Source organism: Cryobacterium roopkundense (genome assembly GCF_014200405.1).
GTDB classification, from domain to species: Bacteria; Actinomycetota; Actinomycetes; order Actinomycetales; family Microbacteriaceae; genus Cryobacterium; species Cryobacterium roopkundense.
Map to the genome: position 1 here is coordinate 482,743 of NZ_JACHBQ010000001.1, position 13,815 is coordinate 496,557.

General features: G+C 65.4%; 17 protein-coding genes. 11 read left to right on the forward strand and 6 right to left on the reverse strand.

The features are described from left to right. Nucleotides 1–89: 89 nt before the first annotated feature. Nucleotides 90–1,517, forward strand: a complete 1,428-nt coding sequence (locus tag BJ997_RS02330) for an HNH endonuclease signature motif containing protein (protein WP_183323233.1) — start codon at nucleotides 90–92, stop codon at nucleotides 1,515–1,517. Between the two features lie 51 nt (nucleotides 1,518–1,568). Here the strand turns inward: BJ997_RS02330 and BJ997_RS02335 are convergent, their stop codons facing one another. Further along, the gene (locus BJ997_RS02335; RefSeq protein WP_183323234.1) at nucleotides 1,569–2,636 is read right to left on the reverse strand and encodes an IS110 family RNA-guided transposase; all 1,068 of its coding nucleotides are present in this window, start codon (nucleotides 2,634–2,636) and stop codon (nucleotides 1,569–1,571) included. A gap of 385 nt (nucleotides 2,637–3,021) precedes the next feature. Beyond that, complete coding sequence (locus tag BJ997_RS02340) at nucleotides 3,022–3,759, reverse strand: IclR family transcriptional regulator (protein ID WP_160175929.1); 738 nt, start codon at nucleotides 3,757–3,759, stop codon at nucleotides 3,022–3,024. Nucleotides 3,760–3,923: 164 nt separating this feature from the next. Here BJ997_RS02340 and BJ997_RS02345 point away from each other — a divergent pair, with 164 nt between their 5' ends. The 5 genes from BJ997_RS02345 (at nucleotide 3,924) to BJ997_RS02365 (ending at nucleotide 8,984) form a co-directional block, all read left to right on the forward strand. Then, nucleotides 3,924–4,748, forward strand: coding sequence for an ABC transporter ATP-binding protein (locus tag BJ997_RS02345; protein ID WP_201771763.1), 825 nt, complete (start codon nucleotides 3,924–3,926; stop codon nucleotides 4,746–4,748). A 1-nt stretch (nucleotide 4,749) separates the two neighbouring features. After that, nucleotides 4,750–5,604, forward strand: a complete 855-nt coding sequence (locus BJ997_RS02350) for an ABC transporter permease (RefSeq protein WP_201771762.1) — start codon at nucleotides 4,750–4,752, stop codon at nucleotides 5,602–5,604. Nucleotides 5,605–5,635: 31 nt separating this feature from the next. Beyond that, nucleotides 5,636–6,679: an ABC transporter substrate-binding protein gene (locus tag BJ997_RS02355; protein WP_160175928.1), complete on the forward strand. Its 1,044-nt coding sequence runs from the start codon at nucleotides 5,636–5,638 to the stop codon at nucleotides 6,677–6,679. A 146-nt stretch (nucleotides 6,680–6,825) separates the two neighbouring features. Next, nucleotides 6,826–8,061 carry a CaiB/BaiF CoA transferase family protein gene (locus tag BJ997_RS02360; protein WP_035840626.1) on the forward strand — a complete coding sequence of 412 codons (1,236 nt, stop codon included), beginning with the start codon at nucleotides 6,826–6,828 and terminating at the stop codon, nucleotides 8,059–8,061. Further along, complete coding sequence (locus BJ997_RS02365) at nucleotides 8,061–8,984, forward strand: beta/alpha barrel domain-containing protein (protein WP_221243919.1); 924 nt, start codon at nucleotides 8,061–8,063, stop codon at nucleotides 8,982–8,984. The genes BJ997_RS02360 and BJ997_RS02365 overlap by 1 nt, the downstream gene beginning before the upstream one ends. Nucleotides 8,985–9,029: 45 nt before the next feature. Here BJ997_RS02365 and BJ997_RS02370 read toward each other — a convergent pair whose 3' ends face one another. Both BJ997_RS02370 and BJ997_RS02375 read right to left on the reverse strand, forming a co-directional pair. Beyond that, entirely contained in the window at nucleotides 9,030–9,719 is a 690-nt protein-coding gene (locus tag BJ997_RS02370) for an esterase/lipase family protein (RefSeq protein WP_035836548.1), read from the reverse strand. Beyond that, nucleotides 9,716–10,438 (reverse strand): alpha/beta fold hydrolase, encoded by a 723-nt coding sequence (locus BJ997_RS02375; protein ID WP_160175866.1) that lies wholly within the window; start codon nucleotides 10,436–10,438, stop codon nucleotides 9,716–9,718. Before BJ997_RS02375 ends, BJ997_RS02370 begins: the two co-directional genes overlap by 4 nt. A 268-nt stretch (nucleotides 10,439–10,706) precedes the next feature. On the opposite strand from BJ997_RS02375, the gene BJ997_RS02380 reads away from it, so the two are divergent. Further along, a complete protein-coding gene (locus tag BJ997_RS02380) occupies nucleotides 10,707–11,117 on the forward strand; it encodes a DUF3253 domain-containing protein (RefSeq protein WP_084141197.1) in 411 nt (136 codons plus the stop codon). A gap of 56 nt (nucleotides 11,118–11,173) precedes the next feature. Here the strand turns inward: BJ997_RS02380 and BJ997_RS02385 are convergent, their stop codons facing one another. Beyond that, the gene (locus BJ997_RS02385; RefSeq protein ID WP_035836547.1) at nucleotides 11,174–11,548 is read right to left on the reverse strand and encodes a YccF domain-containing protein; all 375 of its coding nucleotides are present in this window, start codon (nucleotides 11,546–11,548) and stop codon (nucleotides 11,174–11,176) included. A gap of 78 nt (nucleotides 11,549–11,626) precedes the next feature. Here BJ997_RS02385 and BJ997_RS02390 point away from each other — a divergent pair, with 78 nt between their 5' ends. From BJ997_RS02390 to BJ997_RS02405, 4 genes are read left to right on the forward strand one after another with little or no spacing between them, the layout of a single operon-like run. After that, complete coding sequence (locus BJ997_RS02390) at nucleotides 11,627–11,812, forward strand: hypothetical protein (RefSeq protein ID WP_052542218.1); 186 nt, start codon at nucleotides 11,627–11,629, stop codon at nucleotides 11,810–11,812. A 6-nt stretch (nucleotides 11,813–11,818) separates the two neighbouring features. Further along, nucleotides 11,819–12,358, forward strand: coding sequence for a plasmid pRiA4b ORF-3 family protein (locus BJ997_RS02395; RefSeq protein ID WP_084141196.1), 540 nt, complete (start codon nucleotides 11,819–11,821; stop codon nucleotides 12,356–12,358). Nucleotides 12,359–12,374: 16 nt separating this feature from the next. After that, nucleotides 12,375–12,617 carry an AbrB/MazE/SpoVT family DNA-binding domain-containing protein gene (locus BJ997_RS02400; protein ID WP_084141195.1) on the forward strand — a complete coding sequence of 81 codons (243 nt, stop codon included), beginning with the start codon at nucleotides 12,375–12,377 and terminating at the stop codon, nucleotides 12,615–12,617. Next, nucleotides 12,610–13,035 (forward strand): type II toxin-antitoxin system VapC family toxin, encoded by a 426-nt coding sequence (locus BJ997_RS02405; protein ID WP_035836545.1) that lies wholly within the window; start codon nucleotides 12,610–12,612, stop codon nucleotides 13,033–13,035. The genes BJ997_RS02400 and BJ997_RS02405 overlap by 8 nt, the downstream gene beginning before the upstream one ends. A 126-nt stretch (nucleotides 13,036–13,161) precedes the next feature. On the opposite strand, the gene BJ997_RS02410 is transcribed toward BJ997_RS02405, so the two are convergent. Further along, nucleotides 13,162–13,656 carry a hypothetical protein gene (locus BJ997_RS02410; RefSeq protein WP_035836544.1) on the reverse strand — a complete coding sequence of 165 codons (495 nt, stop codon included), beginning with the start codon at nucleotides 13,654–13,656 and terminating at the stop codon, nucleotides 13,162–13,164. Between the last annotated feature and the right edge of the window lie 159 nt (nucleotides 13,657–13,815).

Genomic DNA, 13,815 nt, shown 5'->3' on the forward strand with positions numbered 1-13,815 from the left:
GCATAATTCTTGGGGAGTTTTTCACAAAATGGCTTGATCAGGGCTGTTTAGGGCCCGTGAATGTCAGTGGTCGCTGGGAAAATTAGGCCATGACCACTTCAACGGACCACCTCATCGAGAGTACGGCGGCACTCGCCGATACGTACTCTCACGCCTTGGGTGGTGGTGTGCGAATTGAGGAGGAACCGGACGCACGGGCGGACCTGCAGCGGATGACCAACGCGGGTCTGATGGCCAGCATGGCGGCGACCTTCGAGGTGGTCAGGCTGGGGCAGGCCCTCCTGGTTCGGGAAGCGGGTGAACTCAACGACAGGTTCGAACACGACACCGGCATCGCCGCCCAGACCGGCAACCGAAATGCCGCCGCCGCCCTCACCGACATCGGTCACATCTCGATGGCGGAGGCTGGGCGGTTGGTGAGGGTGGGGAAGGCGACGAAGCCGCGGATGAGTCTGATCGGGGAGCAGCTGCCGCCGGAGTATTCGGAGGTCGCTCGAGCGGTCAATGCGGGGGAGCTCACCGTCGATTCGGCGCTGTACATCACCGCGAACCTCGAGCAGGCCGCCCCACGGGCCACGACCGAAGACCTCGACGCGGCGGAGAAGGAGTTGGTGGAGTTCGCGATAACCAACCCGGTGGATTCGGTGCGGAAGCTGTCCATTCGGTACCGGGACGCCCTCGACGTGGACGGGGTCGAACCGCGGGAGGAGGTGCTGGTGTCGCGGCGGGGGTTGAAGCGGATGGTGCTGCCCAACGGCATGAAACGCTACGTGCTCGACGCCGACCCGGTGTCAGCGGCGTACCTGGACACCGCGATCGACGGGATGACCAGCGCGGAACTGCGCAAACCCAGGTTTGAAGCCAAGGAAGATCCTGACGGGTGCGGCGACAACCACGAGATCATCGGCGACGGCCGAACAATGCCGCAACTGAACTTCGATGCCTTCGTCGACATCGTGCGTCACGCTCTCTCCTGCAAGGAAGGGCTCGGGGCGCTGGATCACACGACGATCATCGTCAGGATGACCCTCGAATCCCTACAAACCGGCCTCGGTGAAGCGCAACTGGATGGGGTTGAACAGCCTATCTCCGCCGGAACGGCCCGAAAGATGGCCGCGGAGGCGTGTTTGATCCCGATGGTCCTCGGTGGGAAGAGCGAGGTGCTCGACTTCGGCCTCCGAAAACGGCTCTTCACGACGGCGCAAAAGCTGGCCGCCATCGAACGAGACGGCGGGTGTGCGACGGCGGGGTGTAACCGTCCGCCAAGCTACGCGGAGGGTCACCACATTCGTTGGTACAAAGCGCATGACGGGCCGACAAATCAAGCCAACTGCGTGATGCTCTGTAGTGCGTGCCACCATAGGATCCACCGCGAGGGCTGGGACGTGGTCGTGACAGACAACGTGGTGTACTTCATCCCACCCGCCAGTGTCGATCCCAGGAGAACTCCGCGCAGAGGCGGACGACCGCCGGTGCCAGCACCGAAAGGCCACGACGGGCCGCACTACACGCGCTAGGCGGGGTGGGTTTGAGGATCGGCTTGCGGGGTCTCGATGCTCCTATAGATGTCAAGCTGAGATTGCGGCTTGTTGGTGGCGTTCTCTGATGGTGATGAGGATTTGGAATATCTCTCGTGCGACGTAGCGTTTGAGGAGGCGCATGGCCTCGCGTTTGGTCTTTCCGCGGGCGAGGGCTTTGACTACGTAGTCGCGGGTTTTCTCGTGGGATTTCATCCTGACCATGACGATTCGGTAGGCCGCTGAGTTGCCTTGGCGGTGGCCGCCGCGGTTCAATCGGTGTCGGTTGGTCTTGCCGGATGAGGCTTGGATTGGGGCGGTGCCGATGAGGTGTGCGAAGGCGGATTCGTTGTTGAGGCGGTCGACGTTTTCGCCGGCGACGATCAGCATTGTCGCGGCGACGTCCGGTCCAACGCCGTGCACGGCGAGCAGTTCCGGGGCGTGTTCTTTTACGATGGCGCCGAGGCGTTTCATCAGCCGGTCGGCTTCTGTGAGCAACTCCAAATAGCGTTTGCCGAGGGAGCGGAGGACATTCTTCGTTTCGGTCATGACGAGGTCGTCGGCCTTGCGCACGGGGATCTTTGAGCAGCGCAGAGCCAGGTTCTTCGCCTTGAGTTTCGCGAGGCTCACGCGCAGGTCTGCGGGCGCGCTGACGATCAGGCATTGCAACTGATTCATGCTCTCGGTGCGCTGTTTGACTAGCAAGCGACGGGAGGTGCGCAGCACTCGCAGGGCCTCCACGAAGCCGTCCTGGGTCTTCGGGACGGCGGTGGCGAGCTCGTTGAGGACGGCGCGGGCCGCGTTGTAAGCGTCGATCTGGTCGGTCTTGCCGCGCAGCCGTCGCAGCTGCTTATCCGGCGCGATGACGTCGATGACGGGGATGCCACGGCGGGTGAGTTCGCGGGTGAGGCCGGCGCCGTAGGACCCGGTCCCTTCAATGCCGGCGCGGCCGATCCGGCCGACGCCGGTCGCCCAGGCGATGAGGTCGGAGTACCCGGCGGAGGTGGCGTCGAACTTCCGGTCGGCGATCGATTTTCCGACGTGGTTGATCACCGCCGCGTGATGAAAATCTTTGTGCGTATCGACGCCGAGGATCAGATCCTTGCGGGAATAGGTCATGCTGAATACAGCCCTTCTGTTTGAGGGTCAGTGTTCAGGGGCACCGTCAGACAAGTCAGTGAAGAGGCTGGAGTCAAGCTCCTATTAAGTCATGGTGGTGCTCCCGAACGCGACAATGCGTGCGGGGGCTGGACACCGGTCGACGCATCGAGACAAAGACAACCGAAGCGTCAGACAAGCTCCGAGTCAGACCGGGCCAACCCCCTGCAACCATCATCACTGACAAGCTCGACCAGCGGGGATGGGCTCGACCAGCGGTAGGTGGGGCTTGACCAGCGGTAGGTGGGGCTCGACCAGCGGGGATGGGCTCGACCAGCGGGGATGGGCTCGACCAGCGGTAGGTGGGGCTCGACCAGCGGTAGGTGGGGCTCGACCAGCGGAGGCGCTACTGGGCGAAGCCGAGGGCGGCGGAGATCAGGGCGGCGGCCTCCACGACCGGGGCCGTGTAGGCGGGCGCGGCGGTCGCCTCGTTGAGGCGGGATGAGGGGGCCACGATGCCGACCACGGCCACGACGTTGCCGTGGTGGTCGAACACGGGAGAGCTCACCGAGGCGACCTCGGGTTCGCGCTCCTCGAACGATGAGGCCCAGCCCTGCACGCGGATCTGCTCGAGCAACTCGGCGGGCAGCGCCTCCTCGGGCGCGACGGTGAGCAGCTCCTGCCGGGCGAACTCGTCGAAGGCCAGAAATACCTTGCCGGCGGAGCCGAGGTGCAGCGGCATCACGGTGCCCACCTCGAGCACGCGGGAGATGGCACGCGGCGAACGGGCAGTGGCCACCACGGTGCGGTACTGCCGCCACCGCACGTAGAGCACCGACGACTCCTGGGTCTGTTCGCGCAGCGTCTGCAAGATGGGCCGGGCGGCCTGAATCACGTCGAGGCCCTGCGTCGCGTTGATCGCCCAGCGCGCCACGGCGAGCCCGATGCGGTAGCCGCTGCCGTCGCGGTCGAGAAACCCCTCCGACACCAGGTTCTGCACGAGGCGCTGCGTGGTGCTCTCCGGCAGTCCGGCGCGCTTGCGGATGGCGCCGAGCGAGAGCGTGGGTTCCTCAACGGTGAAGCAGTCCATGATCTGACGAATCTTGCCCAGCACCAGTACGGGGTTGGCAGCCGGTTCGGTCACGAGGTCTCCTTGTGTGCGCGGCTCGAGGCGAAGCATCCGCTTGTCACATGTTAAGTAGTCATTGCGGTGGGGCGCGAACCGCCACTAGGGTTCATATAACCACATCGCGAGTGGTTCACTCACAATGTGAGTGGAAACCTCGACACCGGCCCGGTAAGGAACTCATGACGATGACGTCACCAGAAACAGCGCACGCCCCGGCGATCCAGCTCGACGGCTGCACCAAGGAATTCGTGACGCCACAGGGCGGCTCGTATTTCGCGGTGAAGGGCATTGACCTCACCGTGATGCCGGGCAAGTTCGTGTCGATCGTGGGCCCCACCGGCTGCGGCAAATCCACGGTGCTCAACATGGCCGCTGGGCTGATGGCGCCGAGCGAGGGCGAGGCGCTCAGCTTCGGCGCCCCGGTCGTGGGGGTGAACCGCCGCGCCTCCTACATGTTTCAGCAAGACGCCCTGCTGCCGTGGAAGACAGTGCTCGACAACGTGTCGCTCGGCCTGATCATGCGCGGAGTAGGCAAGAAGGAGGCCGCCGCCGAGGCGCGCCGCTGGCTCGCCAAGGTGGGACTGTCCAACTTCGAAGACCGCTACCCGCACCAGCTCAGCGGCGGCATGCGCAAGCGCACCTCTATCGCGCAGGCCTGGATCGTGAACCCCGACATCCTGCTCATGGACGAACCCTTCTCCGCGCTCGACGTGCAGACCCGGCAGATCATGGAGAACGAGCTGCTCGACATCTGGCAGGAATCGGGCAAGGCCGTGATCTTCATCACCCACGACCTCGACGAAGCCATCGCCCTCAGCGACGAGGTCGTGCTGCTCAGCGCCGGCCCCGCCAGCCAGGTGGTGGCCCGCTACGACATCACCCTGCCGCGCCCCCGCAACCTGCTGGAGATTCGCGACGACCCACAGTTCGTGGAGCTGCATCGCGAGATCTGGGGCAGGCTGCGCGACGAAGTGGCCAAGACCTACGCGGCGAAGGCGGCCTGACATGACCACCACAACCGAGGGAGCGGATGCCGCACCCGCCGCATCCGCTCCCCACACGCCCCGCACCGGGCCGGCACGCGCCCGCACCGAAACCCCCGCCGCGCTGATGCGCGTGTACCAGCTGCTGCTCACCGCGGTGGTGCTCGGCGCGTGGGAGATCCTCGGCCGCGTCGGCGTGATTGACACGTTCTTCTTCTCGCTGCCGAGCGCCATCGGCGTGGCCGTGTGGGAGTGGATCACGACAGGGTTCATCTTCCCCCACCTGTGGATCACCCTGCAGGAGGCGCTCTACGCCTTCCTCATCGGCACCGCACTCGGCCTTGTGCTCGGCTTCTGGCTCGCCAGGGTGCGCTTTCTCGAGCGGCTCTTCGAACCGTTCGTGCAGATGTTCAATGCCCTGCCCCGCGTGGTGCTCGCGCCCATCTTCCTGCTCTGGTTCGGACTCGGCATCGAGTCGAAGGTGGCCTTCGGCGTCACCCTGGTGTTCTTCATCGTGTTCTTCAACGTGCTGCAGGGCGTGAAGAGCGTCGACAAGGTGCTGCTCGACAACGCCCGCATGCTCGGCGCCACCGAACGCCACCTCATCCAGCACGTCGTGCTGCCGAGCGCTCTCACCTGGATCTTCTCGAGCCTGCACATCAGCGTGGGCTTCGCCATTGTGGGCGCCGTCGTGGGCGAATACCTCGGCGCCGCCGCCGGCGTGGGCTACGTCATCGCGCAGGCCCAGGGCGTGTTCGACACCGAGGGCGTGTTCGCGGGCATGTTCATTCTGATGATCGTCGTGCTCTTCGTCGACCTCGGCGTGAACCGGCTCGAACGCTACCTGCTGCGCTGGCGTCCGGTTCCCGGCGCGTAATTCTTCATTCCTTATATAGAGAGAGAACATCGTGTTATTACCTAAGAAGCTCACCCTGGCCGCAGCAGCGTTGCTCACGGCCACCCTGTTCGCCGGCTGCGCGAGCACCTCCGAAACCGGCGGAGCGGATGCCGCGGCCACCCCCCAGGTGACCATCGGTATCGGCGGCCAGACCCTGCTGACCTACCTGCCCACCACCCTCGCCGAACAGCTCGGCTACTACGAGGAGGAAGGGCTCGACGTTGACCTGCAAGACCTGCAGGGCGGCTCGAAGGCCCTCACCGCGCTGCTCGGCGGCAGCGTGAACGTGGTGAGCGGGTACTACGAGCACACCATCCAGATGCAGGCGAAAAACCAGAGCATCACCTCGTTCGTGCAGATGGGCAAGTCCCCGGCCATCGCGCTCGTCGTGGCACCGGGCTCGACGGAGGAGATCACCTCCCTCGAAGACCTGATGGGCAAGAGCGTCGGCGTGACCGCGCCGGGCTCCTCTACCCACACCATGCTGAGGTTCCTGCTCGAAGAGGCCGGCCTCAACCCCGACGGCGTGAGCGTCGTGGCGATGGGGGCCGGGTCATCCGCTGTGGCCGCCATGGAATCCGGCGGAGTCGTGGCCGGCGTGATGCTCGAACCCGACGTGTCGGTGCTTGCCGAACGCACCGGCGCCGAGACCGTGAGCCTCGCCGACCTGCGCTCGCCGGAGGGCGTGGAGGAGCACTACGACACCGACATGTGGCCGTCGTCGTCGTTCTACTCCGAGAGCGACTGGCTCGCCGAGAACCCCGAGACCGCGCAGAAGCTCGCGAACGTGCTCACCAAGACCCTTGCGTACATCGCCGAGCACTCCGGCGCCGAGATCGCGGCCGAGATGCCGGAGACCTTCAGCGGCGGAGACCTCGAGCGCTACGCGGCACTCATCGAGGAGCTCAAGCCGCAGCTCACCGAAGACGGACGCAACTCAGAGGCCGGCGCCGAGGCCGTGCTTGACACGCAGCGCATCGCCAATCCCGAGGTGGGTGACGCCGAGATCGACCTTAAGGCCACCTACACGAACGAGTTCGTCGGCGGTAACTAGGTTCTTTCTCCCTCCCGGCGCATAACTCCTGCAAATCGGGGCGGCCTAGCCGGACTGCCGCGTGATTCCGGGGCTATATTGTGGTCGGCCCAGAATCTGCAGGAGTTATGCCAGCTCACCGCGGCATCCGCTTGAAAGGACTTGATATGACTGATGTGGCCCCGCTCGCCGGAGTGCGTGTGCTCGAGCTCGGCAACTTCATTGCTGCACCCACGGCGGGGCGGATGCTGGCCGATTTCGGTGCCGAGGTGATCAAGGTGGAACGCCCCGGCACCGGCGACGAGCTGCGCAACTGGCGGCTGCACGCCGGTGACACGTCGATGCTTTTTCGCACGATCAACCGCAACAAGAAGTCGATCGTGCTCGACCTGAAGACCGACCTCGGCCGCCGTACGGTGCTCGAACTCGTGGCGCGCTGCGACGTGGTGCTGGAGAACTTTCGACCCGGCACGCTCGAGAAATGGGGGCTCGGGCCCGAGCAGCTGAACGCGGTGAACCCCGACCTCATTCTCACGCGGGTGTCGGCATTCGGGCAGACCGGGCCGCTGTCCCAGCGCCCCGGATTCGCCGCCGTCGCCGAGGCGATGGGCGGCTTTCGCGACCTGGTGGGCGACCCTGACCGGCCGCCCGTGCGGGTGGGCGTGTCGATCGGCGACTCGATCGCCGGGCTCTACGCGGCCTTCGGCTCGGTGATGGCCCTGTTCCAGCGCGAGGTGCGCCGAGGCGCAACGGATGCCGCGCTCGCGTTGCACGAGCGCGTCATCGACGTTGCGCTCAACGAATCGATGCTGTCGATGATGGAGTCGCTCGTTCCGGACTACTCGGCATACGGGGTGGCGCGGGAGCGCGTGGGCGGGCGGATGGACGGAATCGCCCCCACCAACGCGTACCTGTGCGGCGACGGCGCGAGCATCGTGATTGCCGGCAACGCGGATGCCATCTACCAGCGGTACATGCACGTGATCGGGCGCGACGACCTCGGGGGCGACCCAGGCCTGCAGACCAACGCGGCCCGTTGGCAGCGGCGGGACGAACTTGACGCGGCGATCGGGGAGTGGACGCTGGGGCTCTCCGCCGCTTCTGCGTTGGAGGTGCTGGAGGAGGCGGGGGTGCCGTCTGGTCCGATTTACACAGCCGCGGATATCTGCGCGGACTCGCAGTACGAGGCGCGCAACATGATCCAGCGCTTCGATGTTTCGGACGGTTCGCAGGTGCTGTCGGGGGTCGGGTTTCCTGGGATCGTGCCGGTGATCGGGGAACGCTCGCTGAGCATCCGCTCGCTGGGCCCGGACCTGGGGGAGCACACGCGTGAGGTGCTCGCCTCCGTGCTGGGCAAGACCGACACCGAGATCGACCTGATCATGACCGAGTTGGAGCCCTGATGTTCACCCTCGAACCCCGCGCCGTGCTGCGCGACGTCACCCTGCGCGACGGCCTGCAGCTCACCGGCGGCATGCTCTCGACCGAGCGCAAGGTGGCCACGATCCGCTCGCTGCTCGCGCTCGGCGTGGAGTCGCTCGAGATCGGGTCGATGGCGCGCCCCGACCTCGTGCCGCCGATGGCCAACACCCTCGAGGTGCTCGCCGAGCTCACTCCCGAGGAGCTCGGGCGGTGCTGGGTGTGGGTGGCCACGCCGCGGCACGTGGAGCGCGCCGCCGCCGCGGGCGCCCGCAACTTTCAGTACTGCTTCTCGGCAACGGATGCCCACAACCAGGCCAATATCGGACGCACCACCGAGGCGAGCCTCGCCGCCATGCCCGCGGCCGTGGAGATTTCCCGCTCGGTCGGCGGGCAGATCCAGCTGTGCATCGCGACGTCGTTCACCTGCCCGTTCGACGGGCAGGTCGCGCCGGCGCGGGTGCTGAAGATCGCGCAAGACGAGCGCGCGCTCGGCGCCTCGCACGTGGTGATCTGCGACACCCTCGGGCAGGCGGTGCCCGCGCAGGTGTCGTCGCTCATCTCGCGGGTGCGCCTCGAGACGCCCGCCCGCGAGATCGTCTTCCACGGGCACGACACCTGGGGACTCGGCGTGGCGAACACCCTCTCGGCCATCGCGGCCGGCGCCACCGTGGTGGACGGCGCGCTGGGCGGTCTGGGCGGATGCCCCTTCGCGCCGGGGGCCAGCGGCAACACCGCGAGTGAGGACATCCTCTTCGCCACGCGCCCGCCGTGGCTCACGCCGGCCGTCTTCGGGTCGCTCGTGAGCCTCACGGAGGGATTGCTTCTTGAGCTCGACGAACCGAACCGCTCGAAGTCCGCCCAGGGAGCCCGCTCGCCCGCGAAGGCCTTCGACTGGGTGATGTAGCCGGCCCGTAAACGGCGTGCGTGCCCGGCAGGCGCCGGCCCGCGATCAGGCAGTCGGCGTCGCGGCGTCCGCCACAGTGTCGAGAACAACCCTCACGGTTCTCGGGTCGGCGAGTATGCGGAAATGCCCGCCAACGCTGAGCTGGATATTGCGGGCGCCGACAAGTTCGCTGCCCTCGGGAATATGCGGATCAAACACTCCGTAGACGGACACGATCCGGTGGTTGACCCGGTGGTCACGGCTGAGAGAGTAGAGGGCCGCGTTGGCGGGGGCAAAGGCACGGATGCTCGGCACGACCGAGTAGCGCGCATAGCGGGAGCCGGCGAACGGCGCACTGATCGCGGTCATCCCGATCACCCGGCGGCCCGATACATCATTCGTCATGAGGAGTTTGCCGATGAGGCCGCCCTTGCTGTGCGCAACGATGACCACGCCGTTCACATCTTCTCGCTCAAGGTACGCGGCCACGGTCATGGCTGCCTCGGCCAGGGAACGCCGGTTTTGGCCCAGCGCCGGCAGAACGTGCACAGGATGCCCGTTGTCGTGCAGGATCTCGATCAGCGGCCGCATGAACTGCCAGGATTCGTACACTCCAGGAATAATCACGATCGGTGCGCCGTCGCCGGAGCGGAAGTCCGATGGCTGAGCGTGGGAGAATATGGCACGAATGTGCCCTGTCACCGCGTAGACATAGTCCAGCAACCACCACCTGACCGGGCGCAGACGGCCCGTCATAGGGCAGGATGCGCGACCGGGCGATAGCGTTCGGCGTGCCCTTCTATACACGCGGCAGTCTTCGCGGCAGCGCTGTGGTGTACCAGATGGCGGTGTCCTATGACTTCCAAGAAATACCCGTCCGGCGCGGCGGCAGCCAGCGTCGCACACCAGGCGCTGCCCGAGACGGGATCGTTGGCACCTCGGATCACCAGGGTGGGGGAGCGTACGTCGCGGAGGGCCAGGTCGGTGCGGTACTTGAGCATCACGTCGAGCTCGGTTGAGAACCAGCGGGAGCCGCACTCGAGATAGTCGCGGAAGGCGATCAGATTGCCTGAGGGAGGTTCCTTGACTACATCCCGGGTCAGACCCATCGCCTGTTGCACGGCCGTCGCCCGCCGAGGATCGGTGACGGGACCGATAAGAATCAGGCTGGAGACGGCCGCCGGGCGCTGTCGGGCCAAGTCCGTGACGAATTGAGCGCCCATCGAATGGCCGACCACGACCGCACGCGGTATTTCAAGCTGATCAAGAAGCCGGCCTAGCAGCGCGCCGTATTCTTCGACGGCGAGAGGCCGCTCGGGCCGGCGAGTGCCGCCGAACCCTGGCAGGTCGATCGAGTACGCATGCCCGGTGACGGCCAGGCTCTTCTGAATGCGGCGGTAGTAGCGGTGTGACGCCCCGATGCCGTGAACCATGAGGTAGGTCGGCACCTCCAGAGAACGGGATGTGCTTTCCACGCAATGCACAGTGAATTGATACCCATCCACCTCGGTGCTCTGGCCACGGGGCGCCAAGGAGGCTAGGGGGCGTCGTTCGGTGCTCGTCACGCGCTTTCCTTCGGGGTCGGCTAGCAAGATTGTGGCGCTGGGCAGATTCGGGCGGTGTGCGACATCCGCCATTAATAAGACGTACGCGGACCGGATTTGTCACGCCCACCTTGTCGATTGGTGCTCAAATGTGACCCCACGCGGGCCTTTGCCCGGACGATCCCGCAGGATAGAAGGCATGGCACACCGTCAACGCACACCTTTAGATCCTGACCTCTATCGGGGCCGGGCGAATAAGGTGTGCGTATCGTGCGGGCGGCACATCGAGTGGCGCGCGAAGTTGGCGACGAACTGGGATGCAGTGAAGTACTGCTCCGCCGCATGCCGCGGACATGGCGTCGATGCGACGGACCTCCGGCTCGAAGCTACCATCGCAAACCTTCTCAGCGCGCGGGCCCACGATGCTACGATCTGCCCGTCTGATGCTGCGAAAGCGGTTGGTGGCGAGGGATGGCGAGAACTCATGGAGCCGGCCCGGCGAGCAGCACGCCGAATGGTCGCCCGCGGAGAGCTGCAGATCACACAGGGCGGGGTCGTGGTCGATCCATCGCGGGCGAAGGGCCCGATTCGGTTGCGGCGGCCGCGGTAGGGCGCTCGTTAACGTGCTGGTCGGCGCGCCGGAGGGGTCTTCGCTCAGATCAACGCTTAGGGCGTGTCGACGATCTGCTTGCCAAGCGGCATGAGTGCGACCGGGATCATCTTGAAGTTGGCGATCCCGAACGGGATGCCGATGATCGTGATGCAGAGCGCGATGCCCGAGATGAGGTGCTCGAGGGCGATCCACCAGCCAGCCAGGATCACCCAGATGACATTGCCGAGGAACGACCCGACACCCGCGTTCGGCGTGGGCACGACAGTTTTGCCGAACGGCCAGAGGGCGTAGACGCCGATGCGTGCCGCGGCGATTCCCCAGGGGATGGTAACGATGAGCACGCACATTATGAGCGCGGCGAGCATGTAGCCGAGGAACAGCCAGAACCCCGAGAGCACGAGCCAGATGATGTTGAGGAGGGTCTTCATGATGCTTCCATTATTTCAGGTAGCAATTAGCCTGCTGGTATTACGTAGCCGCCTCACCACGACTCCGAGTCCGAAAACGTGACCGACTTCGCTGCCTTCAAAGCACGGCTCGAAGCTGAGGTGGCTGGTGCTAGTGCGCACGAGTCGGTGGGCGCCCTCGCGGGGTTCGCTTCCAGGGACGAGCTGCTGAAGCCGCTCCCGCTGAAGACGCCGCCGGCGACTCCGATGCAGGTGCGCCTGCGCGTCGACCTTGCGGATTCATAGCCGCCGATCTGGCGGCGGCTCACGCTTCTGTCGGATCTGACACTCGATGTGTTTCACGACGTGCTGCAGACCGCTTCCGGCTGGACCGACAGCCACCTGCACCGCTTCACCCTGCCCGGAGAGCCCTTCGGCCACCACACGCAGGGGATCCTCACTCCGTTCGACGTCGAAGAAGGCGACGAGGGCACGTTGGAGAGCGAGCTGCGCATCGATCAGCTTCTGGCGGAGTCCGGCGATTCACTGCTCTATACCTACGATTTCGGCGACCAGTGGGCGCACACGATCATGTTTGAAGAGATGCTGCCGCTGACTACCCGGAGCAGCGGGACACCGCCTGGGCGATGGGCTTGCACGGGTTCGTCGACCAGGTCGATGTCGACGAGATCAACCGCGGCCTCGAACGCCTGGCCGGGTCTGAGACGGCGCTCATCCGGCTGCGTCAGCACACAGTCGCCGCTTGCTCTTCTTATCGCGGGGGTGGGGGAGCAGGCGCAGGAACATGCGCTGTGGAGGAGCTTCGCCAACATGTATTACCATGCACGGTAAGAACTATGATTGATGCATGCGAATCACATCGAAAGGCCAAGTGACCATCCCACAGTGGATACGCGAGCGCCATGGGCTCATGCCGCAAACCGATGTCGACTTCACGGAGCGAGACGGCATGGTAATTCTCGCGCCGGCGGCCACGGCCTCGAAGCCCGATCGCGCCGACCAGCTGCTCGAACGGCTGCGGGGATCCGCTCAGAAGTCTCTGACGACCGACGAGATCATGCACCTGACGCGTGCCTACGACGATGACTGAGTCGCGTGGATTTCTCGTCGACTCCAACGTATTGCTCGACATCATCACTCGGGATCCCGTGTGGTCGACCTGGTCGGAGCACGCCCTTGCGGAGGCACTTCGTTCGGGCGAGGTGTGGGTAAACCCCATCGTGTACGCAGAAGTTTCGCTGGCGTTCGCATCGATCTCCGCGCAGGACGCGGCATTGCCACCGGACACTTTGCGCCGTGCGCCCGTGCCTTTTGCGGCCGGGTTCCTCGCCGCTCGAGCCCACCAGGCCTACCGGAATCGTGGGGGCACCCGCGCCACGACGCTGCCGGATTTCTTCATCGGAGCACATGCCGTCGTCGACCGGCTCACCCTGGTCACGAGAGATGCTCGTCGGTACCGTACGGCGTTCCCCGGCCTCGCACTCGTGGCGCCCGATCGCGATGCGTGACGGAGCCAGTTAGAACCGGTGAAATTCGCGACAGGCCGCTCGGGGCGACTGTGGTCACCCCCAGGCAGCGGATGCGGCGTGTCGCCAAAACAAAAGGACCGGTCCTACCCCGGCGTAGCGCGGTTCTCAGACTTTGGTGAGCAGGGCGTGCTCGTTGGTGCTCCACGACTGATTCAAGTTGTCCGTGAAGGTCATACCCGTCACTTGATACTTCGACGTGTTCATGTACGGGCGCAGGGATTTGTCGTCGGATTTCACGGCAACGGGAAAGTCCCAGGTGAAATTGCTGGTGCCGGGGCTGGCCACGAAATACTCCCCAGGCGGCAACACCGTGAGAGCAATGGGACGGTCGACGGGCTTCTCATGCATCACCGCGCTGATCGCCACGTCGTGGAACATGGAACCGGACGTGTTCGAAACCATGACGCCGTAAACCCGGGGCGTGGCGTCCGGGTTGGACACGGTCCACGCCGTGAGCCCCGACGCCTGCGCCTTGGATTCGCGCACCTGCTCCGCCGCACGTTTGCGACGGTCCAACAGGAGCTGAACCGCGGCGAGGCCGATGGCCGCCGTTGTGATCCACGTCGGAAGATCGCCCGCCCACAGTGGCCATTCCGCCATTTTGCTACCCCCAGATCATTGCGGCCCGGTTCTCGGCCGCGCACCACACCGTATCGAGAAACCCGCGCGGCCCGTTGGGGGTCAGACAGCGCCCGCAGTCCTAAAACCGGTGGAATTCGCGACACGCCGCTCAGGGTGGCGGGGGTGACCCCAGGCAGC

Coding starts and splice junctions, on each gene's coding strand:
- BJ997_RS02335 (WP_183323234.1), bottom strand. CDS start 2,636: ATGACCTATTCCCGCAAGGATCTGATCCTCGGCGTCGATACGCACAAA.
- BJ997_RS02380 (WP_084141197.1), top strand. CDS start 10,707: ATGGCACACCGTCAACGCACACCTTTAGATCCTGACCTCTATCGGGGC.
- BJ997_RS02370 (WP_035836548.1), bottom strand. CDS start 9,719: ATGACGGGCCGTCTGCGCCCGGTCAGGTGGTGGTTGCTGGACTATGTC.
- BJ997_RS02350 (WP_201771762.1), top strand. CDS start 4,750: ATGACCACCACAACCGAGGGAGCGGATGCCGCACCCGCCGCATCCGCT.
- BJ997_RS02360 (WP_035840626.1), top strand. CDS start 6,826: ATGACTGATGTGGCCCCGCTCGCCGGAGTGCGTGTGCTCGAGCTCGGC.
- BJ997_RS02400 (WP_084141195.1), top strand. CDS start 12,375: ATGCGAATCACATCGAAAGGCCAAGTGACCATCCCACAGTGGATACGC.
- BJ997_RS02345 (WP_201771763.1), top strand. CDS start 3,924: ATGACGATGACGTCACCAGAAACAGCGCACGCCCCGGCGATCCAGCTC.
- BJ997_RS02365 (WP_221243919.1), top strand. CDS start 8,061: ATGTTCACCCTCGAACCCCGCGCCGTGCTGCGCGACGTCACCCTGCGC.
- BJ997_RS02385 (WP_035836547.1), bottom strand. CDS start 11,548: ATGAAGACCCTCCTCAACATCATCTGGCTCGTGCTCTCGGGGTTCTGG.
- BJ997_RS02410 (WP_035836544.1), bottom strand. CDS start 13,656: ATGGCGGAATGGCCACTGTGGGCGGGCGATCTTCCGACGTGGATCACA.
- BJ997_RS02405 (WP_035836545.1), top strand. CDS start 12,610: ATGACTGAGTCGCGTGGATTTCTCGTCGACTCCAACGTATTGCTCGAC.
- BJ997_RS02330 (WP_183323233.1), top strand. CDS start 90: ATGACCACTTCAACGGACCACCTCATCGAGAGTACGGCGGCACTCGCC.